The 20,774-nt window shown below is 65.5% G+C and carries 17 protein-coding genes and 2 pseudogenes; 11 read left to right on the top strand and 8 right to left on the bottom strand.

Annotated elements, in window-relative coordinates:
- Window positions 1-612 (top strand): annotated as a pseudogene (locus ACFWI9_RS22415) (UDP-N-acetylglucosamine 1-carboxyvinyltransferase); the annotation flags it as partial.
- A 12-nt stretch (window positions 613-624) separates the two neighbouring features.
- On the opposite strand, the pseudogene ACFWI9_RS22410 reads toward ACFWI9_RS22415, so the two are convergent.
- The 3 genes and pseudogenes from ACFWI9_RS22410 to ACFWI9_RS22400 form a co-directional block, all read right to left on the bottom strand.
- A pseudogene (locus ACFWI9_RS22410) lies at window positions 625-875 on the bottom strand (site-specific integrase); the annotation flags it as partial.
- A 118-nt stretch (window positions 876-993) separates the two neighbouring features.
- Window positions 994-1,302, bottom strand: coding sequence for an IS3 family transposase (locus ACFWI9_RS22405; RefSeq protein WP_018893116.1), 309 nt, complete (start codon window positions 1,300-1,302; stop codon window positions 994-996).
- Window positions 1,303-1,377: 75 nt separating this feature from the next.
- Window positions 1,378-2,052 (bottom strand): formylglycine-generating enzyme family protein, encoded by a 675-nt coding sequence (locus tag ACFWI9_RS22400; protein ID WP_387164506.1) that lies wholly within the window; start codon window positions 2,050-2,052, stop codon window positions 1,378-1,380.
- A 645-nt stretch (window positions 2,053-2,697) separates the two neighbouring features.
- On the opposite strand from ACFWI9_RS22400, the gene ACFWI9_RS22395 reads away from it, so the two are divergent.
- Window positions 2,698-3,510: a hypothetical protein gene (locus tag ACFWI9_RS22395; protein ID WP_387164504.1), complete on the top strand. Its 813-nt coding sequence runs from the start codon at window positions 2,698-2,700 to the stop codon at window positions 3,508-3,510.
- 517 nt (window positions 3,511-4,027) lie between these two features.
- On the opposite strand, the gene ACFWI9_RS22390 is transcribed toward ACFWI9_RS22395, so the two are convergent.
- The 3 genes from ACFWI9_RS22390 to ACFWI9_RS22380 form a co-directional block, all read right to left on the bottom strand.
- On the bottom strand, window positions 4,028-5,683 hold the full coding sequence (locus ACFWI9_RS22390) for a GMC oxidoreductase (protein ID WP_387164502.1): 1,656 nt from the start codon (window positions 5,681-5,683) through the stop codon (window positions 4,028-4,030).
- A gap of 157 nt (window positions 5,684-5,840) precedes the next feature.
- Complete coding sequence (locus ACFWI9_RS22385) at window positions 5,841-7,238, bottom strand: MFS transporter (RefSeq protein WP_387164500.1); 1,398 nt, start codon at window positions 7,236-7,238, stop codon at window positions 5,841-5,843.
- A complete protein-coding gene (locus tag ACFWI9_RS22380; protein WP_387164498.1) occupies window positions 7,219-8,034 on the bottom strand; it encodes an aldo/keto reductase in 816 nt (271 codons plus the stop codon). Before ACFWI9_RS22380 ends, ACFWI9_RS22385 begins: the two co-directional genes overlap by 20 nt.
- A gap of 571 nt (window positions 8,035-8,605) precedes the next feature.
- On the opposite strand from ACFWI9_RS22380, the gene ACFWI9_RS22375 reads away from it, so the two are divergent.
- From ACFWI9_RS22375 to ACFWI9_RS22350, 6 genes are all read left to right on the top strand, one after another.
- Window positions 8,606-9,757 (top strand): sedoheptulose 7-phosphate cyclase, encoded by a 1,152-nt coding sequence (locus ACFWI9_RS22375; RefSeq protein WP_387164496.1) that lies wholly within the window; start codon window positions 8,606-8,608, stop codon window positions 9,755-9,757.
- 52 nt (window positions 9,758-9,809) lie between these two features.
- Window positions 9,810-10,358, top strand: a complete 549-nt coding sequence (locus ACFWI9_RS22370; RefSeq protein ID WP_387164494.1) for a VOC family protein — start codon at window positions 9,810-9,812, stop codon at window positions 10,356-10,358.
- Window positions 10,359-10,402: 44 nt separating this feature from the next.
- Window positions 10,403-11,557: a zinc-binding dehydrogenase gene (locus tag ACFWI9_RS22365; RefSeq protein ID WP_387164493.1), complete on the top strand. Its 1,155-nt coding sequence runs from the start codon at window positions 10,403-10,405 to the stop codon at window positions 11,555-11,557.
- Window positions 11,558-11,595: 38 nt separating this feature from the next.
- On the top strand, window positions 11,596-12,846 hold the full coding sequence (locus ACFWI9_RS22360; RefSeq protein ID WP_387164492.1) for a D-arabinono-1,4-lactone oxidase: 1,251 nt from the start codon (window positions 11,596-11,598) through the stop codon (window positions 12,844-12,846).
- A gap of 242 nt (window positions 12,847-13,088) precedes the next feature.
- Window positions 13,089-13,871 carry an SDR family oxidoreductase gene (locus tag ACFWI9_RS22355; RefSeq protein WP_387164490.1) on the top strand — a complete coding sequence of 261 codons (783 nt, stop codon included), beginning with the start codon at window positions 13,089-13,091 and terminating at the stop codon, window positions 13,869-13,871.
- 110 nt (window positions 13,872-13,981) lie between these two features.
- The gene (locus ACFWI9_RS22350) at window positions 13,982-14,959 is read left to right on the top strand and encodes a sugar phosphate isomerase/epimerase family protein (RefSeq protein WP_387164489.1); all 978 of its coding nucleotides are present in this window, start codon (window positions 13,982-13,984) and stop codon (window positions 14,957-14,959) included.
- A 55-nt stretch (window positions 14,960-15,014) separates the two neighbouring features.
- On the opposite strand, the gene ACFWI9_RS22345 is transcribed toward ACFWI9_RS22350, so the two are convergent.
- Window positions 15,015-15,539, bottom strand: coding sequence for a hypothetical protein (locus ACFWI9_RS22345; RefSeq protein ID WP_387164487.1), 525 nt, complete (start codon window positions 15,537-15,539; stop codon window positions 15,015-15,017).
- A 445-nt stretch (window positions 15,540-15,984) separates the two neighbouring features.
- Here ACFWI9_RS22345 and ACFWI9_RS22340 point away from each other — a divergent pair, with 445 nt between their 5' ends.
- Window positions 15,985-16,545, top strand: coding sequence for a hemerythrin domain-containing protein (locus ACFWI9_RS22340; RefSeq protein WP_387164485.1), 561 nt, complete (start codon window positions 15,985-15,987; stop codon window positions 16,543-16,545).
- A gap of 142 nt (window positions 16,546-16,687) precedes the next feature.
- Here ACFWI9_RS22340 and ACFWI9_RS22335 read toward each other — a convergent pair whose 3' ends face one another.
- On the bottom strand, window positions 16,688-17,611 hold the full coding sequence (locus ACFWI9_RS22335; RefSeq protein WP_387164484.1) for an endonuclease/exonuclease/phosphatase family protein: 924 nt from the start codon (window positions 17,609-17,611) through the stop codon (window positions 16,688-16,690).
- Window positions 17,612-17,874: 263 nt separating this feature from the next.
- Between ACFWI9_RS22335 and ACFWI9_RS22330 the strand changes: the two genes are divergently transcribed.
- Window positions 17,875-18,573, top strand: a complete 699-nt coding sequence (locus ACFWI9_RS22330; RefSeq protein ID WP_387164482.1) for a TetR/AcrR family transcriptional regulator — start codon at window positions 17,875-17,877, stop codon at window positions 18,571-18,573.
- A gap of 168 nt (window positions 18,574-18,741) precedes the next feature.
- Window positions 18,742-20,685: an alkyl/aryl-sulfatase gene (locus ACFWI9_RS22325; RefSeq protein ID WP_387164481.1), complete on the top strand. Its 1,944-nt coding sequence runs from the start codon at window positions 18,742-18,744 to the stop codon at window positions 20,683-20,685.
- Window positions 20,686-20,774: the final 89 nt, after the last annotated feature.

The following is a 20,774-nucleotide window of genomic DNA, read 5'->3' as shown; positions in this document are numbered from 1 at the left end:
GAGCCCGGGGTCGAGGCGATGAGCCTAATCGCCGCCGCCGTCGTCACCGAATCGCAGCTGACCGTGCGCCGGGTACCGATCGAGTTCCTGGAGATCGAGCTCGCGGTCCTCGAGGAGATGGGCCTGGACCACGACCGCACGGCGGAGTACACCGCCGACAACGGCCGCACCAGGCTGGTGGACCTGACAGTGCGTCCGTCCAAGCTGGAAGCGCCGATCGACAAGATCCACCCCATGCCGTTCCCCGGCCTGAACATCGACAACGTGCCGTTCTTCGCCGCGATCGCCGCCGCCGCCCAGGGCAAGACCCTCATCCACGACTGGGTCTACGACAACCGCGCGATCTACCTCACCGACCTCAACCGCCTCGGCGGGCGTCTCCAACTGCTCGACCCCCACCGCGTCCTGGTCGAGGGCCCCACCCGCTGGCGCGCCGCCGAGATGATGTGCCCGCCCGCACTGCGTCCCGCAGTGGTCGTGCTGCTGGCGATGATGGCGGCCGAGGGCACGTCGGTGCTGCGCAACGTGTATGTCATCAACCGCGGTTACGAGGATCTGGCGGAGCGCCTCAACTCGGTGGGCGCGCAGATCGAGATCTTCCGCGACATTTAGTTAAGCCGCAGGTCAGGACGCATTCCCTCCCTCCTGGGCCGCCTGTGGGCCGTCGCCGGTGTCTCCGCCTCCGCGGAAGACCCCGTCGACGGCCCTCCGCGCTCGCGCCTGACTGTTGGGCATGAGGTGCGTATAGGTCCGCAAGGTGAACCCCGGGTCGCCGTGGCCGAGGTATTCCGACAGAGCCTTGACGTTCTCCCCGCGTCCAACAGGACGGACGCGTAGAAGTGCCGCAAGGCGTGCATCCCATGTTCGCGCGATGCGACTCTTCCAGCACGGCGTCGGCCACCGGCTTGTCGAGCCAGCGGTAGTAGGGCTGTCTGGCGAGCTTGAGTACCCGGCACGTCACCGTGACGGGCACCCCGTCCACGGCCAGCTCTTTCACGAGCGGGTAGATCCTTTTCCCGGCAGATGCGCCTGCGACAGATAGGCCGCGGCCCGGCGCAGGACTTCGTTCTCCTGCTCCAGCAGCTTGATCCGCCGACGCGCTTCGCGCAGTTCCGCGCTCTCCTGGCTGGTCACCCCGGGCTTGGAACCGTCATCGATGTCGGCCCGGCGCATCCACTTCCACAACGTCATCGGGTGGACCCCGAAGTCGGTGGCCACCTGCTCGACGGTCACACCCGGGCCGCGGTTTCTCGCGACCCGCACGACGTCCTGGCGGAACTCCTCCGGATAAGGCTTGGGCACAGCAACATCCTTCCCACCCGCCCCACAGGGCAAGCCAGTTCAGATGTCACCCGATCGTGCAGCAGACCCCGCTGTCTAGGCGCATCCCTGACTGGTTGGCACAGGTGCAACGGGACGGACTGCCGTGAAGTCGTGGATCTCATCGCGAGTGGCGGAAAGCAACAACAGCCATTCATTGCAGCCTTGCCACGGATAGAGGTCGCCAGCACCTCCGCGCACCACGTGCGATCCCTCCCCGGTGCGGGGGCGTGCGTCCACCGGTGCATCCGCGAAATGAGGGATCCACACGTCAGCGCAGATCTCGTTCGCCGACCCCATTGCCACCAACCCGAAGGCGTTCTCAGCCGCGGCAGTGCGCTCCTCGTCGGCGAAGTCGTCGAGCACCTGGTCCTCGTCCGGCCTATCATCACCGCGGAAGGTCAGGGTGGTCGTGCCAGCCCGAGCTGCGTACTCCCACTCGGCCTCGCTGGGCAGTCGGAAGGGCAACGTAGCCAGCAAGTCGTCCAAGTCGTCCTCGAACCGGGCCGTACTCGAAGCCGAGTCAGCGAAGCTGTCTTCATATTCGGGTAGCCAATGCCGCGCCTGCGCGACTGTAAGCGGATGCCGAGCGATCATGAATGGCTCGACCCGCACTTCACGCACCGGTCGGGCTTGGACGGCGCCAGCGAAGAACGGTTCGAGATCGTCATCGGCACCGTCGGCTCGCTCGATGGCGCGGACCGCGTCCAGCTCCGCGTCGGACAAGCCCATTCGGAACGTCCCACCAGGAACGGCACGGAAGACCACTCCGGAGGGGGTGTGCCGCCAAGCTGGTCGGCCGGCCACGATCTCTTGAGCCCACATGGTGCCGGACGCTACCAGTCGAGCAACACAGGTGAAGGAAGCGACCCTAGATTCCAACGCGCAGCAGCTACAGATCACGAGGTGCCGCAACCGTGCCACCTCAGACGGTCAGGTACGGTCAACGAAGGCTCGCTACAGTCCACATACCTTGCCGAGTAACGACAGCGGACATGGGCTCAAGACGGCCCGTCCGCCAGAACTTACAAGGCAGGTGCCGACGACGGCCCGCGTGCCAGATCCGTGCCAGATCGAGCGGTCAATCACGAACACTCGGAGCCCGTAGCGGCGCGAACGCCCGTCGGCAGACTCGGCACCGTGGCACGCAAGACGAACAGCGAGGACATATCCACGCGCGGCGCCAGGCTTACAAATCAGATGTGCCGACCGTCTCTAGTCAGGTCCTGACGAGTGCTCCGGGGCCAAGCATGGGTAGGAACCGCTCGGCGGGACCGTCACTGTGCCGACCAATATGGGGGATTCATGGCGAGGGGTGCATACCAGCATCGGAGGGGCAAGGTGCTAAGCGCCTGCCTAGTCGCGATCATCCTGGCCTTGACGGCAACTGAGTGGCCAGGTGGGGAGCTCAGCACTTTCTGGAGCCAGCACCCCTTCTTTACCGGTTCGCTGTCGTCCGTGCTCTTCCTTCTTCTTGGAGCCACTCTCGTGCAGGACTGGGTGGCACGCCGGGACGAGTCACGGCTGCGGTTGATCATTCTAGTGGCGTGCGGATCGCTCGCTCGAGCCCCTCTCGCCCAACGCCGCATGATGTGGTTCCTGCTCAACGGTGGAGACTTCGTCGAGGACCGTGACTTCCGCCAGGATCGCGACCTGTCGGCCCAGATCAAGCGCACTCTGACACGCAACAATCTGCCCGAGGTAGCAGAGCGCCTGGCGCTGAACAACTACTCCTGTGACCCTTCAACGCAGCGGAGGCTGGAGATCCTCGCCAGGGATCGCGATTGGTTGATCGCCGCTTACTCGCTGCTGCGCGGCGTCTCTCACGACTTCCGAGCCGTCATTGCTCGCTGGGCCCCGCTGCTCTCGGGGACGGACCGTAGTGCGGCGCTTCTGGAGGAGTTGGCCATGCAGGCGGATGAGCTGACGAAGATCCAGGTCATGGTCCTGCCAGTAGCCAGGGAACAGCGCGTGCAACTGAACGACGAGGAGATACAACAGTTGGTGCAGTCTTGGGGAAGGGCCCTCGCCAACGCCGTCGCAATGGATGAGGCCTTGACCCGACTCAGCGGGAAGCGCGGCTCCGATTGGACATCCGACGGCAGGAAGCTTCTCGATCCCGCCGATAGCGACAGGCTCAGAGAGCGTGACCTCCGCAGAGCAGCGGGAGGCATGCGGCTCTACGCCTGACCGCAACGCCAACATCGCCATGCTCCCTGCACCCTCGGCTGCGACGCCCTATACGGACACGGATACGTCACCGTCGCGGAAGGAGGCGGCATCCAGGTCAGCCCTCTCGCCGCAGACATTCCAGAGATCGCCACACACATCCAGGAACGGCTGGCAGGCCGCACCGTCACCTGGTGGGCCCCCAGCGCGAGCCGTACTACCAGTGGCACCGGGTCCACACGTACAAGGAACTGCCTCCGGCCTGAGCACGGCTTCCGGCATCTCACACGCTCTGGGCCGCCCCTGGGCCGTCCGAGGACGACCCAGGGAGACCACCAACAACCATTGATGACCTCTCCTCTGCTGGTCAGGGGCATCGTTGCCTGAATAGCCCTCAGGTCACATTCCCGAGCTGTAAGTTCCGCGACATCTGATACGTGGCTGCCGCCGCACCCGGTCCGACCCGCGGCTCAGCGGGTCAGGGAGGGATGCGGCGGCATCTCTGGGAATTCTCTGGGACTTTGGGCCCGCGGCCGAGCTACGAGCCACGCTCCACAGGTCCTGCCGACGGGCCACGGCTACGCGAAGATCGCGTCGACGGCGACGAAGCCCCCTGTGTGAGGTGATCAACCGCCATCAGCGCCAGCGCCATGCTGGTGAGCGTCGGGTTCGACGCCGTTCCCGTGGGGATGACCCCGTTCCCGCCGAGGTAGAGGTTCTCGAAGTCCCAGACCCGGGAGTCGCCATTCACCACGCTGTGGTCCGGGTCCTGCCCCATACGGACCGTTCCAGCGATGTGGTTGGGCAGGCCGAGCGTGCCGAATTCCGGCTCGGATCCCGGAAGGTACTTTCCGAGCACCGGCGCGGCCCGGAGCATGTCGGTCATCATGGCGTGCTGCCGGGCGGTGTCGTCGTCGCTGAACGTGAAGTCGAACGTCGGTTGCGGCATACCGTGGAGGTCCGTGTGCGCGGCAGAGAATGTCACCCTGTTGTCCGGCCGGGGGTCGATCAGCCCGAACCAGCGCAGATCGACGATCAGACGGTCGTCGACATACGACGGGAGGTCGCCATACTGGAACGCGTCCCGGTTGATCTGAGCGTGCCATGGACGATTCGCCGAGACAGGGATCCAGACGTTCGGCTCCGGGTCGTCCATCGGGATGAGCACATCGCCATCGGGCGAGGCCTCCCGATGGCACCGCCTCTCCGACACGAAGAGCGGGTCGGACCTCAATCGGTCCAGTAGATCGCTGTGGAGCACCACCTGGCAGAACGCCATCGGGTGCTCGGTGAGATACCGGCCGAGTGCCTTCGGCCGGATGCCGGACGCCCAGAGAAGTTGCGGTGTGAGAACGGCACCAGCGGCCACCACGTAGTGGTCGGCCTCGATCCGGACCATCCGGGACTCCAGGAGGTCACGAGCCTCCGCGGAAACGATCCGTGAACCTGTCGCATCCGGAATCAGTCGCGTGCACAGATGCTGCGGCAGCAGTGAGAAGCGGGGATCGCCGTGGGCGATGTCCCCGAGGACGGTGTCCGAGCCCGCCCACCTCACCATGGACGGGTTTCCGGCCCGGCGTTCGGCCGCCAACGGCAGGCTCTGCACTCCGTATGGCTCCGGCAGTTCGTGGAATTCACCTCGCAGGGCGTCAATCAGCAGTCTCTGCCGGACGGAGTGGTCGAACTCTCGGCTGCTTACCCCGAGGATGTGCTCGGCGTCGGAGTAGAAGCGGTCCCAGTCCTCCTCGGGGACCCCGTCGTAGCGCTCGAGTAGCGGATGGTGACGCGGCGTCGCACAGGTCCAGTGCGTCGCCATGCCCCCCACGGCGTAGCACACCGAAGCAGCAGGGATGTTCCGGTACGTGTCCTGTTCCGGATTCTCGGTGAAGCGGACGCGGCCGTGGTTGGTTGTCGGTTCCCGAGCCGCCGTCGGTTCCACCGCGAATTCGGCGCGTGCGCTGTTGGACACCGAGAGGATGTGCAGATGGCCTCGGATGATCGACGAGAAGAGGCTGGTGTCATGCTGATGGACGTAGGTGTTCTTCAGGTTCATTCCGGGGTCCGCCGACAGTTGGGCTCCGGCCTCCAGCATGAGGACACTGTGCCCTGCCTGCACCAGCGCGCGAGCGAAGGTGGCACCGATCGGCCCGGATCCGACGATCAACGTATCCGTCTCATACCTGATGTCGGTCATCGCACCTCGCCTAACGCGGCTGGTCGTGTCCCCACACCGGTCTGCACCGTGCGGGGGCGGACGCGTATCCGTGCGGAGGAACTCCGTGGGCGCAGACAATGTCTCCATGGTAGGGCGGAGGTGCAGCATCCGCATGGCGCTTGCCGACCGCACCAGGTCATGCGGCTGCGTTGTCTGCGGGGGAGAGGAACCGCCAGATGACCGGGACGACGGCCAGCGCGAGAACGGCCGTGACGGAGAAGGCCAGCGCGAAGGACGCGGGACCCGGATTCTGGCCGAGTAGGACCACCAGGATCGCCAAGCCGATGGCACCGCCGGTGTACTGCGTCGTGTTGATGACCGCGCTGCCCATTCCGCTGCTCTCCGCCGGCAGATCGCGTGTACCGGTGATGTACGTACCGGCAAAGGCCATGCCCTGTCCCAACCCACTGAGGACCAGGCCGGGCAGGATCACGGTGACGTAGGCACTCGACACGGCCGAGGCTGCGGCCAGCACCCCGAGTCCTGCGGCGCCGACGGAGTAGGCCACGGTTAGGAGCTTCCTGAGCCCCCAGTGTCCGGCGAGCAGGCCGGTGATGATGTTGCCCGCACCGATGGTCGCGGCGAGGGGTAGGAACGCGAGCCCCGCGGCCAGCGCGGAGTACCCGCGTTCGTCCTGGAGATACAGCGTGAACACGAAGAACTCTGCGCCGAAGCTCGCCCAGTAGAGCGCTGAGGCGAGGCAGGCTACTTGGAGGGTGCGCACGCGGTACAGCATGGCCGGGATGAGCGGGTGCCGGCCGCGACGCTGGTCCAGCAAGAACAACAATCCGGCCGCGAGGGCCATGACCGCCGATCCGGCGACCGCCAGCCACGACGTGTGGGGGCGAGCGACCTCCGTGAAGGTCAGCACAACCGCTACCACGGTGATGGAGGCCAGCAGGGCACCGCTTATGTCCACATGCCGCCGGTCGTGAGTGGCCGGTTTGAACAGCGCTCCCCCCGCGGCGATCAGACAGCCGGCGACGATCGGCAGGTTGATCCAGAAGATCCAGGGCCAGGACGCGACGGTGAGCAGCACACCACCGACAACCACCCCCAGTGCGAGGCCCACCGCGCCGGTGGATCCCCAGATGCTCAGTGCCCGGTTCCGGGCGGGTCCTGCGGGATAGGCGGAGCTGATCAGGGCAAGTGTGGCCGGCACCAGCATGGCCGCGGCGACACCCTGACCGACGCGGGCGGCGATGAGCGTTGAGGCGCTCCCGGACAGCGCCGCGCCCACGGAAGCCAGCGCGAACAGCGATTGCGCGGCGAGGAAGACCCGGTTCGCTCCGAGCGCGTCCACCACTTGGCCGCCCAGCAGCAGAAAGCCGGAGAAGAAGATCGCGTAGGCGCTGACGATCCATTGCAGGGCCGCACTGGAGAACTGCAGACTCCTGCCGACGTCGGGAAGCGCGACGTAGATGATCGAGAAGTCCAGCGCGACCAGCAATTGCGAGCCGGCAAGTGCTGTCAGCAGTCGAGTCCCGGTGATGTGAGGACCTGTCGTACGGCTGTCAGAACTCTTCGTGGTCATCGGGGTCTCCGCCGATTCGGTGAGGCGACCGGGCGGATATACGGGACAGTTCGTCATCGGTGAGTTCGAAGCCGAAGATGTCGAGATTCTCGCGCTGCCGCCTGGGATCAGCTGACTTGGGGATCGGGACCGAGCCGAGCTGGGTCTGCCAGCGCAGAACGGCTTGCGCGGGTGTGACGTCGTGGCGTGCAGCGATACCGACGACCTCGGGGTCCGCGAGTAGAGTCCCTCCCTGGCCAAGGGGCCGCCAGCTCTGCGTCCGGATCCCCTTGGTCTCGTGGAAGGCGCGCAGTTCGCGCTGCGGGAGGGCCGGATGCATCTCGATCTGGTTGACCGAGGGCAGCACACCGGTCTGACTCTCAAGGCGTTGGATGTGCTCCACCGTGAAGTTGGAGACTCCTATGGACCGTGTGACGGACTCCTCGTGCAGCCGGATCAGGGCTTGCCAGCACTTCACATACTGGTTGAGTCTCGGCAGCGGCCAGTGGATGAGGTAGAGATCGACGAAGTCGAGACCGAGCCTGCGGCGGGACCCCTCGAAGGACGCCAGCGCCTGCTCGTAACCGTGATCCCGACCCGGGAGCTTCGTGGTGACGAAGATTTCCTCGCGGGCGATCCCGCTGTGGGCGATGGCACGGCCGACCCCGGTCTCGTTGCCGTAAGTCATGGCCGTGTCGATGAGCCGATAGCCCGCCTCAAGTGCCCCCGCGACCACTCTCTCCGCTTCGTCGTCGTCCAGCGGATAGGTGCCCAGACCTATGGCGGGCAGCGTCATTCCGTCTCGGAGACGGCACATCGGGACACCCACCTTGATGCTCCCTTCCGGCGGTTCGCCTACACGAGCGTTCTGTGAACAGCACACTGGGTTGTGAGAGCGATCCTGCCGCGCCCATGGCCAGGCATTTCGCAGATCGAGGTGCAGCGCCGCAAAGCGAACGTCCCTAGAGCACCTGACGTGAGTAAAGCCCGGCTTATGTCGAGGGGATCTGCCTCCGAGCGACGCGGCTCGGCGTTCGCCCTTTCCGGCGGGTTGAACCGCACAGCCCCTCAGGCGTGTGCCATTGCGGGCCGCATCTCGCTACTCTCGATGTCTTCACGAGTGTACTGGCGAACTTGTGCCACCGACCAGCGAGCCCGGGTGGGTAATCGAATCCGGTCGTGCAGTGCCGACGGCCAGGGTGCACTGCGACGATGCACTGCCCCGCCGGGAGTCCGGACAGCGCTGCGCCTGAGAATCGGACGACTCGCTGTGTGGGGCTTCTCCGTGCGCCACTGTCTGCCGCGCGCGCCTTTCGGGTGAGGGGAGTAGCGTGGACGCCGGGTGAGTTTGGGGTGGGGTAAGACGCCGGATGAGTTGGGGTGGTGTTATGAAGGACACTACGACCGGACTGGGCCGTTGGGTCCTTCGCACTTCACAAGAGGTCCAGTTTGAGGTGTTGGAAACAGTCGACCTACTCGACCCCGAGAACCCGCAACTGAGACAGGTACCGGGAGGAGGGGAGGCCCACGGGCCCCGGCTCACTGTTCTCGATGAGGCTGTTGACGAATTCTTCGGGTCAAGAGTGCGCAAGTATTTTTCCGTCAATGACTCGTCGATGAGCTACATGACCATACCGGCTGGAGACGAGCACAAGACCATCGAGAACGTACTCAGGGTTGCCAGCCGACTCAATGAGATCGGCACTGAAAGATCCGGCACTCCACCAATTGCCATGGGCGGCGGCGTAGTTCAGGACGTTGTCGGAATGGCGGCGAGCCTTTATCGCCGGGGTATTCCGTATGTACGGGTTCCGACTACGCTCCTTGGCCAGATCGACGGCAGCGTTTCAGCCAAGAACGGTGTCAATTTCGAGGGATTCAGAAATCGACTCGGCACATTCCACCCGCCACCTCTGACTCTCATCGACCGTTCCTTCATCGCCACTCTCCCTATACGCCAGATTCGAAGCGGAATGGGAGAGGTCCTCAAAATGGCGCTCATCAAGGATCCCGAACTCTTTCGACTCCTTGAGCAGTTCGGCCCCATGCTCGTCGAAGAGCGGCTGCAGGACACGGGTACTCAGACGAGTAAAAGTGAACCAGGCCGTCAGGTCATGCATCGGGCCATTAACGGCATGTCGTCCGAGTTGCAGAAGAACCTGTGGGAGAAGGACCTGCTACGTATTGTGGACTACGGACACACGTTTTCGCCCACTGTGGAGATGAAAGCCAGAATCCTCCACGGCGAGGCTGTCACGATGGGGATCGTGTACTGCGCAGCCCTGGCGCTCAACAGGGGACTGCTGCCTCAGGAGGACTACAGCCGAATCATTGCCTGTGCCGGCGGCATGGGGCTTCAACTGACCCATGAAATGTTCAAGGATGTAGATCTCCTCAAGCGGGCCCTTGCCGACACGGTGCGTCATCGCGGTGGTTCCCAGCATCTGGCGCTTCTTACCGGGATTGGACAGACGACTTTCGTCGAGGACATCACTGCTCGAGAGGTCGAGCAGGCATCACAAATAGTCCAGAGAATTTGAAACCGAGCCCTCAACGTGCCCACTCAAAGGATGTGACCGACGCACGGGCACAGTGGAGAAGAGGCTGGAGGTGTGGCAAGTGGGCAGTCCACTCATTCACCACGTGGGGGTCCTGGTAGGAGACCTTGAGGAAGCTATCGAGCGCTGGTCGCGAGGCATTGGATACACCTTCAGCGAAGTGGGCCGATATCGCACTGACTTCTATATAGACAGCTCTGATACCGAGCCGCATTATCACGATGCGCGAATCAGCTTCTCTCGCGAAGGACCCCCCTACATAGAGCTTATGGAGTTCTGCGGAGAGGGTACTCATTCCGCGGCTCAAGGGGAAGGCATACACCATCTGGGATTCATGGACTACCCCGACGTGGATGGGCGCCTTCGCGAACTTGAGGCGCAGGGCATCCGATGCGACGGGATGGCACTGGACGGGCCGGGTGGAAAAACCCTTCTCTGGTTCACCGAGAAGCAACTCCTGCACGGCATCCGCGCCGAGTATGTGGCTGAGCTCTCTCAGCCGCTCGTCATGGACGACGGTCGTCCGGCGTACCGCGACGACCGCGGGTTCGCCACCCTCCTGCCGCCTGAAGAAGGACCCTGAGGAGTCGGCCGCTCCCTGACCCGGTCTCCGAAAGACGTGGTGAGATGGCACTCGGTGAAACCTCAAGGGCCATGGTCTGGACTGGCCGTCGGACTCTCGAGTGGCAGGAGCTGCCCCTTGGGGATCCGCCAGCCGGTGGGCTCCTGCTCGAAGTGACGGCGAACGGGATATGCGGAACCGACGCTCACTTCATCGCCATGGAACCGGCCCGGCCTCTTGTCTTGGGACACGAGATCGTCGGCCGTATCGCGGCAACCGGAACCGGCTTCACCGGGCATGACGCAGACGGGGTACGAGTCGGTATAGGGGACACCGTAGCGCTCTTCCCGTGGGTGGCCTGCGGCCAGTGCTGGGGCTGCCGACGATTCGGTCCCGGGGCAACGACCTGCGAACACGCCTTCGTTTACGGCATTCCCCCCGAGGCCATCGGCGCACCGCCCTCGGACACGGTCACCACCGGCACGGTCCGCCTGACCGGAGGCTTTGGCCGCCATATGGTCGTCCGCCAAGGAACCTGGTTCTGGCGGGTACCCGACGACATCTCGCCAGCGGTCGCGTCTCTCCTTGATCCGCTTGCTGTCGCCCTCCGTTCGCTGGATGTCACGCGTACACCCACCGGCACCTGGGACGAGGTGCTGACACCTGATTCCACCGCGGTCGTGATGGGACTCGGAACCGTGGGACTACTGACCGTGCTGGCACTTCGACGCTGCGGCGTGGGCACGATCGTCGCCTCCGGGTCTCGTCCCCAGCGCCTGGCTGCGGCCGATCGCATGGGTGCCGACGCTGTCCTCGACACCGGCGCTCTCGATAGCGAAGGGCGCAGACGCAAGGTTCTCGACATCACCGCCGGCCGCGGCGCGGATCTCGCCGTGGACGCAACGAACAGCCCAGCCGCACTGTCAGAAGCACTGGCTCTCGTGCGGCGATTGGGGACAGTGGTTGAGGTGGGCAACTCCGTCTCCGACGGGGTCACGATCCCCATCGATGTGGCACGTGACATCTGCCAGAAGAGCATCAGAATCATCGGCGTCACCTTCAACCCGCCGCAATCGTACAGAGAAGGCAGTGCTCTGCTAGCTGACCGAACTCTGCCATTCGAAAGTCTGATCACGGCCACTCGTCCGCTGAGACAGGCAGAGACCGCTCTTGACGATCTTTCTGGCGATGTCATCAAGCTGGTCCTATCCGGGGAGTGAAAGCTGTGCGCGACCGAGGCATGAGTACAACCAGCTTGGTGAACTGGGCCGGAAATGTGGCCTTCGGTGCGAGGGAAGCGGTATACCCGGCATCGCTGGCGGAGTTGGTCGAGGTTGTGGCGCGAGCGGGTCCGAGTGGAGTGAAGGCGTTCGGCCGCGGTCATTCGTTTTCCCGAGTGGGTGACACGAGCGGAGTCCTGGTGTCCCTGCGGGAGATGCCCTGGGTATGCGAGGCGGTACGGGGCAGGGAGGGAGTCCCGACAGGAGTCAGAGTCGGCAGCGGGCTGACCTTCGGCGACCTGTGTCCGGTGCTGGACGGCTTCGGAGGCGCACTGCCGGCACTGGCGTCACTACCTCATATCTCAGTCGCCGGGGCGTGCGCGACAGGCACACATGGGTCGGGGTGGGGGGCGCGGTGCGTGGCGTCGGGAGTACGCGAGGCAACCCTCGTCGCGGGTGACGGCTCCGTGCGCCGCGTAACGCGCGAAGACCGCTCCTTCCCAGGAGTCGCGGTGTCACTCGGAGCGCTGGGGGTGGTGGTGGAACTCGTTTTGGACGTACTGGACAGCTTCGACATGAAGCAGTTCGTGTTCGAGGGGCTGCCCTTCTCCAGCCTGGTGGAGCGCCTGGAGGAAGTACTCGGAGCGGGCTACAGCGTATCCGTGTTCTGGGCACTAGGTGATACAGCGGACGTATGGGTGAAACAGCGGGTGGGTGACGAAGGGTGGGACCTCTCAGGGTCGGGGGCACGGCCTGCGCGCACGCAACGCCACCCGGTACCCGGATTCCCGGCGGCGCACTGTACGCCCCAACTTGGAGCGCGGGCACCGTGGTTCGAACTGCTGCCTCACTTCAGAGCGGGATTCGAGCCAGCCACCGGTGATGAGCTGCAATCGGAGTATGCGATGCCTTCGAAGAACGGGGCACGAGCGTTGGAGGCGATCGCGAGCATCAAAGACCAGGTGGCCCGGGTCGTGCGCACAGTGGAAGTGCGATCGGTGGCCGCGGACGAGTGCTGGTTGTCGCCCGCATACGGACAAAGCACTGTGACGGTGCACTTCACCTGGCTCCCGGACCTGCACAGAGTGGAGCAGGCTGTGAGGCATGTGGAGGAAGCGCTGGGTCCTTTGGGCGCCAGGCCGCACTGGGGAAAGCTGTTTGCGATGGATCCTCCTACAGTGGCTGGACTGTATCCACGCTGGAGAGACTTTCGGAAACTGCTGGAGAAATTCGACCCCGAAGGAAGGTTCCGAAACCCTATGATCGATTCCCTTTTTCCCCGCGGTTAAGGCCACTCTGACCTCCTTGATCAGATTGAGCGAGCCAATCGCAGATCCCCAGCGAACCTTGCCCGGCCTCCTTTCGGAGGCGCCGCTGAGCGCAATCCTCGGAGGAATACCTGGCACGTTCAGGATCTGCGATGCCGATGCGACTGCGATAGACTGATGTGTGGCCGTGCGCATTCCGTTCCCTAATGCGCCGCTGGAATTCACAGTGAATTCTCGACGGCGGCAGGCAGAAGTGGAGAGTCATGGATCTCAACCTCGACTCGAAGGTCGCCGTCGTCACCGGGGCCAGCCGCGGCATCGGCCTCGCGACGGTCGAGGCATTGGCTGCCGAGGGTGTGCGCATCGTCGGGGCTGCCCGGCGGACCACCCCGGACTTGGAGGCGGCGGGCGCGATCCCGGTGGCCGCGGACCTGGGTACCGCCGAAGGTGTGGACACGCTCATCAAGACCGCGCTCGCCGAACTGGGCGGCATCGATCTGCTGGTGAACAATGTGGGTGCCGGCGACGCGGTGCAACCCGGCGGGTTTCTCGAGGTCGATGACACCACGCTCCAAAAGGTCCTGGACCTCAACCTGTTCAGTGCGATACGGGCTACCAGACTCGCGCTGCCCAGCCTGATCGAGCGTCGCGGCGCCATTGTCAACGTATCCTCCATCAACTCCAAGCTGCCGGCTGCCGCGCCGGTGGCCTACAGCGTCTCCAAGGCTGCGCTCACAGCCTTGGGAAAATCATTGGCCGAGGAATTCGGCGCCCAGGGAGTGCGCGTCAACACCGTATCCCCCGGCACCGTTCTCACCGGTATATGGGGGGACGCGGACAACTTTGGCGGGAAGATCGCCGCTCTTGCAGGAGTCGAGCATGCCGAATTCCTCAGACAGATTCCGGAGCGGTTCGGTATAACCACCGGAAGGATTACCGAGCCTCGCGAAGTCGCGGCGCTCATCGTTTTCCTTCTTTCAGACGTGGCCGCGAACATAACCGGAGCGGATTTCGTCATCGACGGCGGTATGGTCAAAGCGCTCTGACATTGTCGGGCGCAGGCTTCTTCGAATCCGGGTCCACCTGTACCGCACCAAACCGAAGAACACCCAGAATACAGGGACGATCTATGAAACTCGGCGCCTATACAGCGTGCTTGCATGACAGGAGTCTTCCTGACTGCCTGCACCTACTGGCCGAACTCGGCCTGACCAGCATCGAGATCAACTCAGGCGGTTTTCTCACCGCACCCCATTGCCACGTCGACGCGCTTCTTGTCAGCGAGCGGGCACGTAAGGAATATCTCGCAGAGATCGCCGGCGCGGGTCTGGAACTGACGGCATTGAACGTCAACTGCAATGCCTTGCATCCGGATGCCGGAGTCGCCATGCAGCACACGCGCGACCTGCACGCGACGATAGAACTGGCGGGCAAGCTCGGTGTGCGCAACATCGTCACCATGTCCGGCCAGCCCGGCGCCCACCCGGGATGCCTCGCCCCCGCGTGGATGGTGACTCCTTGGCACAGCGCCGCGACCGAGGTCCTGACCTACCAGTGGGACGAGGTCGCAACGCCCTTCTGGCGCGACATCGAGGCCAGGGCCCGTCGGAACGACGTTCGTGTATGCATTGAGATGCACCCACACAACCTCGTCTACAACCCGGCGACCCTGCAGCGGCTCATCGAGCGGACGGATTCCACCCAGATCGGTGCCGAGATGGACCCGAGTCACCTGTTCTGGCAGGGAATCGAGCCGATCGCGGCCATCGCGGAGCTTGGTGAGCGTGTCTTCAACGCCGCAGCCAAGGATGTACGGATCAACGAGGAGCGGCGCCAGGTCAACGGGGTTCTCGACGACCGCTTCACGGCTCCCGACCCCGATGAGCCGGGCACCATTGGCCTCGGCGGGCGTTATGTGCTCAATCGCTTCCCGGAAGAGGCCTCCTGGAATTTCGTGGCCGTCGGCCGGGGCCATGACGAGGCCTACTGGGCAAGGTTCCTCGACGCGCTGCACTCGGTCAATCCGGACATAGCGGTCAATATCGAGCACGAGGACAGTGAGCTGGGACGCGTCGAGGGGCTCCGGGTCTCTGCCGAGCACCTCACCGCCGCGTCGACGGCCCGGACGACGTGACGACCACTTCCGGTGATCGCCGTCGGCCTCGCGGCCCACTCCGCGTGTGATCGTCTCAGCGAACCTGGGCGGCTTCCTGACTGAGCCGATCGAGAAGTCCCGCCTGGTGCAAACGGGCTATCGGCTGGAGTAGGTCCGGATGACGCAGCAGGACCGCAGCCGCCCTGTCGTGGGCACCCGGGGCCGTCAGGCGGCGAAAGTCGACCGCCCCTCGGCCGTGCTCGCCATGGGCGACAGCTTCCTCCGCTTTCCTGGCTGCGGAAGGGTCGGCAAGGAGGCAGGCAGCCCAGCTCACGACGACCTCATCCACCCAGCTTCGCCACGCGTGCTCCTCGGCACCGGTTTCTTCCCGGAGGCAGGCACCGGTGACCCAGTCAAGCCTCGCGGAGCCCCCGGGCCCCGCCATCAGTACCAGGGCCGCATCCGCGTCCGTCGGGTAACGCAGCCATGCCGCGACCGTGACGGCCTGCCTGGCCTGAGCCTCGGCCAAAGCGACCGCGATCGCGCCGCCGGCCGCCGGAAAGGAGCGCGTGAGCCACTGCGTCGTGGCAGCGATGAGCGGAGAAAGGTCTGCGGGCATCGAGAAACATCCGATCGAGCGTGGAGCGCGCACCTTACCGGCCCACCGGGCCGGAACCGTATGACGCAGCACACGCCTGCCCAGGTCATCGCCTCGCACTCGAACGCTCCGCCTTCAGGCGACCCGGCGCCTCGGTCTCCCGGGTGCCCCGGGTCCCGGGATGGCCGAGCGGCGTCACGACACACGATCACGGCGCCACCTCTTGGGGACGCCATCAGGCCGGGTACCCGGCGACCGCCGGCCGCGGGTGCCCGCAGCCGGCTCAGCGCGGTGGCGGAAGTCAGGGGTCAGTCACCAGGCTCCGGCCGGGCTTCCTGCGGTCGCGTCATCGGCTGCCGCCGGACGGGTGGGCTGCCACGGATGGTGCAGGCGGCGGTGGGAGGTGGGGAACGCATGAGCCGTGGCCGGGAAATCCCGGCCGCTGGGCGATGCGAGAGGAAGAGGCATGGGGCACGGCGGAAACGTGATCGAGGAGCTCATGGCTGACCACCGTGAGGTCGGACAACTCTTCTCCCGGATCGAGGCGCTGCCGACCGGGGACATCAGCCTGCGTGGTCTGCTGGACGAGGTCACGATCGAGCTCGTACGGCATTCGGTCGCGGAGGAGCAGTACCTGTATCCGGCCGTCCGTCAGCATGTCGAGGGCGGGGACGCGCTCGCGGACAAGGAGATCGCGGAGCATGCCGGGATCGAGAAGCTGATGAAGAAGCTCGAGAAGATGAGGGTCGACGACGAGGAATTCCACCCCACCCTCCAGAAGTTGATGGACGGCGTCGAGGCTCATGTCGGCGACGAGGAAGGGCAGCTGTTCCCCCGGCTGCAACAGGCGTGTACGCCGGACGAGCTGGACGAGCTGGGCGACAAGGTCCGCCGGGCCAAGGCCATGGCCCCGACCAGACCTCATCCCTCCGCACCCGACACCCCGCCCGCCAACAAGCTGCTCGCCCCGGGTGCGGGGCTGGTGGATCGCGTGCGTGACTTCGTCACCGGCCGCGGCAAGTCCTGACACAGGACACCGCCACCACGCCGCGTAGCCTTCACGAAGCGCGGATCGCGGCCTACCAGCGGCGGCGAACCCCTTCAGAGGTGAACGCCCGGCCGTTGTTCGGGCCCACGGCCGGGCGTTCGGGGATGCCCTGTCCGGTCGCCTACCGGATGGTGTAGGTGAACCGGGCGGTCGCCGGATTGTGGTCGGAGAGTTGCTTGCCGTCGGAGTCGAGGAAGGCCCCGTACTCGTTGTTGTAGTAGGTCGCCTTCAGCTCGACGCCCGCCCCGCTGCGGTAGAAGATCTTGTCGATCACCTCGCAGGAGGTCTCGGTCTTGCAGGTCTTCGCGTTGTCGTCGATGTCCGGGGTCTTACCGCCGTTGATCAGCTCCACCCAGGCGTCGGTGAACCCGTTGTCGTCCCGCAGTGCGCGGATGATGTCACCGGAGCGGGTGTAACGGCTGTTCATGTCGCCCATGACGATGACCGCGTTGCCGGCGGAGTGCTTCTGGATGTACTCCGAGAGCTGCCGGGTGTTGTCGCGTCGGACACGCAGTTCCTTCTCCGAGCCGGACCCCGCGTTCATATGGGCGTTGTACAGGTCGAGCTTGGCACCGCCCGGCAGCTCAAGCTGGACATAGCTGAAGCCCTTGGGTGTCAGGCAGTTGGTACCGGTGCACTTGTCCCAGTCCTTGCGGACCAGGTTGTTCTGCTTGAAGTCGGTGAACGAGTTCAGGCCGTCGGAGAACGGCACTCCGAATATCCAGCCCTTGGCGGACGCCTTGGTGCGGTAGGGGTGCTGGTCGTACTTGCGGAGGTCGTCGTCGTAGGCGAAGTCCTCCTGGACGTTGACGACGTCGTAGGCGTTGAGCCGCGGTGAGATGAGCTTCGTGTTCTTGGCCGGATCGCTGCCGGAAAGCGGTTCGGGGAGACCCGCGACGTTGTAGGAGAGGACGTTGAACGTGCCGGTCACCGACTGGGACGAAGCACCGGCATGCGCCGCGGGCATCGTCGCCATGGCCGTTGCCGCCGAAACCACGGCGACGGCGATGACGGCGCTTCTGCGCTGGGTACGAAGTGTGGACACTGTCTTGCCCTTCGGGGGGTATTCCGTCGGAACTCTTCCGCAACGGACTGTGACACGAGCAAGTACTGCCTGCCCACCACAGCTCTTGTGGTGAACTTCCTTATGGATGAAGCAATATGACGGTGCGTCGAGACTTTTGTAAACCGTTCGGTGGGACTGCTTCCGAACGTGCCGGCCGACGCCCGACTCGCGGCGCGGGATCGCACGAGCGGCCCGGCGCGGGCTCGGACGGCGGGAGTGTAGCGGCTGAGACTATGTGCCACGTGAACGCACGAGACAAGCGAGATGAACCGGCCCCCGGCACCCGCGGCACGCCCGGAACAGGACGACAACCCCGCTGGCGGCGCGACCCCGAGCGGACCAGCGCGGTACTGCTGGACGCGGTGCTGGACCTGGTGGCCGAAGGCGTACACCAGCCCACCAGCAAGGCGATCGCGGAACGGGCCGGGGTGTCGGAACGCTCCGTCTTCGTCCACTTCCCCGACCGGGAAACGCTGTACACGGCAGCCGCCGAACGGCAGACCGACCGCTGGCTGGCACTGTCCGAACCGGTGCCCCCGGACCGCGCGACGGCGTACAAGGTGCGCGTCTTCCTGGCCCAGCGCGGCCGGATGTACGAGCGGATGACGCCGATCCGCAAAGTGGGTCTCGGGCTCGAACCGGATTCGCCCGGCCTGCACCGGATCATGCGCTGGGGTGACGCCTGGCTGCGGGACGACCTGGCCCGGACCTTCGAGCCCGAGCTGGGGCGGGTAGCGGGAGCGCGCCGGGCGGGCGGGCTACTGGACTCGCTGGAGGCCGCCTCGTCCTGGGCGGCCTGGGATCATCTGCGCAGTCGGCGCGGTCTGGGCGACGCGGCAACCAGGTCGGCGATGGGCCGGAGCCTGCGCGCCCTGCTCGGTGACGCGCCGGATGCGGAAGCGGCACCCTCGCCGGCACCGGAACCCCCACCCGCGCCCTGAGCGGGACACCCGGCTGGGCTCCAGGCAAAACCTGTGTCCCACATCTTCTTTTGATGCACTCCAACTGCAATAGTGGCGCCCCGACTCATGTTGCAGTCTTACTGCACTACGGTCCGGCACGCGCCCAGTGGGACCGGACCCGATCCTTGCGAGAAGGGAACGTGCACCATGACCTCGTTGGACCGGCGCGGCTTCGTCGCCGCAGCGGGTGCCGCAGCGGCGGCAGTCGCGATCAACCCGCAGACGGCCCAGGCGTTCCCCGGACAGGGCCCCGCCGGTAACCCCGCGGCGACGAGTACCGCTCACCTGGACTACGGCGACAAGCGGGACTTCGAAGACTCGGACCGTGGCTTCATCGCCGCGTTCACCGGTGGACCGATCAAGAACAAGGCCGGTACCACGATCTGGGACACGGACGCCTACCGCTTCCTCGCCGAGGCCGGCGAGACACCGCCCAAGACCGTCAACAAGAGCCTCTGGCGGCAGGCCCGGCTGGTGTCCCGGCAGGGCCTGTACAAGGTCACCGAGCGGATCTACCAGGTCCGCGGTCTCGACATATCCAGCATGACCATCGTCGAGAGCGAAACCGGCGTCATCGTCATCGACCCGCTGATCTCCGCCGAGACCGCGGCCGCCGCGCTGGCGCTGTACCGCAGACACCGGGGTGACCGCGCCGTCAAGGGCATGATCTACACCCATCCGCATCTCGACCACTTCGGCGGCTGCCGCGGGGTCCTGCCCGACGGCGGCGTGGGCATCCCGGTACTCGCGCCCGAAGGCTTCATGGAGCACGCGGTCAGCGAGAACGTCTACGCGGGTGCCGCCATGGCCCGCCGCGCCTCCTACATGTACGGCACCATGCTGCCCAAGAACGCCGCCGCCCAGGTCGGCTGCGGACTCGGGCTGACCGTCTCGCAGGGCACCGTCGGACTGATCGCCCCCACCCAGTACATCAGCACGACCGGTCAGGAAGTCACCGTCGACGGGGTCCGGATCCAGTTCCAGATGACCCCGTCGAGCGAGTGCCAGGCGGAGATGAATTTCCTCTTCCCCGACCTGCGCGCGGTGTGCATGGCGGAGAACGCCACCCACACCATGCACAACATCATCACCCTGCGCGGAGCCCAGGTCCGCGACGCCCACGCCTGGGCCGGCTATCTCACCGAGACCGTCAGCCTCTACGCGGGCAAGGCCGATGTCGCCTTCGCCTCGCACCACTGGCCGACCTGGGGCAATGACAACATCGTGGACCTGCTCACCCAGCAGCGGGACCTCTACGCCTACCTGCACGACCAGACGGTCCGCCTGATCAACCAGGGCATGACCGGGTCCGAGATCGCCGAAACCCTCAAGCTGCCGCCCTCGCTGGAGCGGGTGTGGGCGAATCGCGGCTACTACGGTTCCGTCAGCCACAACGTCAAGGGCATCTACCAGCGCTACATGGGCTGGTTCGACGGCAACCCCGCCCATCTGTGGGAGCACCCTCCCGTCGAGGAGGCCCGCCGCTACGTCGCGTGCATGGGCGGCCAGAGCGCCGTACGTGCCCGCGCCGCGCAGTACGCGCGCAGGGGCGATCTGCGCTTCGCCGTCACACTGCTGAACCACGCCGTCTTCAACAACCCGGCCGACATCCGGGCCAAGCACCAGCTCGCCGAGGTCTACACCCAGCTCGGCCACGCTTCCGAGAACGCCGTGTGGCGCAACTTCTATCTGACGGGCGCCCAGGAACTGGTCAAGGGCGTCCACACCGAGATCGATGCGACGCTGGGGCCCGATGTGTACGCGGCCTTGACGGTCAGCCAGCTCATCGACGGCATGGCCGTCCGGATCAACGGCCCCAAGGCCTGGGGTCTGAAGCTGGCCATCGACTGGCACATCGGCGACAAGTACTGGCATCTGGTGCTGGCCAACGGCGTGCTCACCCACACCACCGACAGCAGGCCCAGCCGCAGCGCGGGTCTGACCATGACGATGAGCAAGAACCAGCTGCTCGTCATGCTGGGCACCAGGTCGACCGCGGGCATCACCATGACCGGCAACCCGTTCCTGCTGCTCAAGCTGCTGGCCGTGCTGGACGACGTCGACACGAAGTTCGACATCGTCACCCCCTGATCCAGGTACTCGGGTCTCAGTGGACGGGGGGGGGGGGGGCGGGCGGCGCGCCGGCGCGGGCGGCGCTGGGCGGCGCGGGGGGCGCGCGG

Origin of the sequence: Streptomyces sp. NPDC127084, from assembly GCF_042724175.1 — a bacterium.
Taxonomy (GTDB): Bacteria; Actinomycetota; Actinomycetes; order Streptomycetales; family Streptomycetaceae; genus Streptomyces.
Note: the sequence above shows the minus strand (reverse complement) of the source record. Positions and strands in the feature narration are given on the sequence as shown.

Bases quoted from the DNA above. Each gene is read 5' to 3' on its own strand.
- ACFWI9_RS22400 (WP_387164506.1), bottom strand. From the start codon at position 2,052: ATGGGCTTGTCCGACGCGGAGCTGGACGCGGTCCGCGCCATCGAGCGA.
- ACFWI9_RS22390 (WP_387164502.1), bottom strand. From the start codon at position 5,683: ATGACCGACATCAGGTATGAGACGGATACGTTGATCGTCGGATCCGGG.
- ACFWI9_RS22385 (WP_387164500.1), bottom strand. From the start codon at position 7,238: ATGACCACGAAGAGTTCTGACAGCCGTACGACAGGTCCTCACATCACC.
- ACFWI9_RS22380 (WP_387164498.1), bottom strand. From the start codon at position 8,034: ATGTGCCGTCTCCGAGACGGAATGACGCTGCCCGCCATAGGTCTGGGC.
- ACFWI9_RS22375 (WP_387164496.1), top strand. From the start codon at position 8,606: ATGAAGGACACTACGACCGGACTGGGCCGTTGGGTCCTTCGCACTTCA.
- ACFWI9_RS22365 (WP_387164493.1), top strand. From the start codon at position 10,403: ATGGCACTCGGTGAAACCTCAAGGGCCATGGTCTGGACTGGCCGTCGG.
- ACFWI9_RS22355 (WP_387164490.1), top strand. From the start codon at position 13,089: ATGGATCTCAACCTCGACTCGAAGGTCGCCGTCGTCACCGGGGCCAGC.
- ACFWI9_RS22345 (WP_387164487.1), bottom strand. From the start codon at position 15,539: ATGCCCGCAGACCTTTCTCCGCTCATCGCTGCCACGACGCAGTGGCTC.
- ACFWI9_RS22340 (WP_387164485.1), top strand. From the start codon at position 15,985: ATGGGGCACGGCGGAAACGTGATCGAGGAGCTCATGGCTGACCACCGT.
- ACFWI9_RS22325 (WP_387164481.1), top strand. From the start codon at position 18,742: ATGACCTCGTTGGACCGGCGCGGCTTCGTCGCCGCAGCGGGTGCCGCA.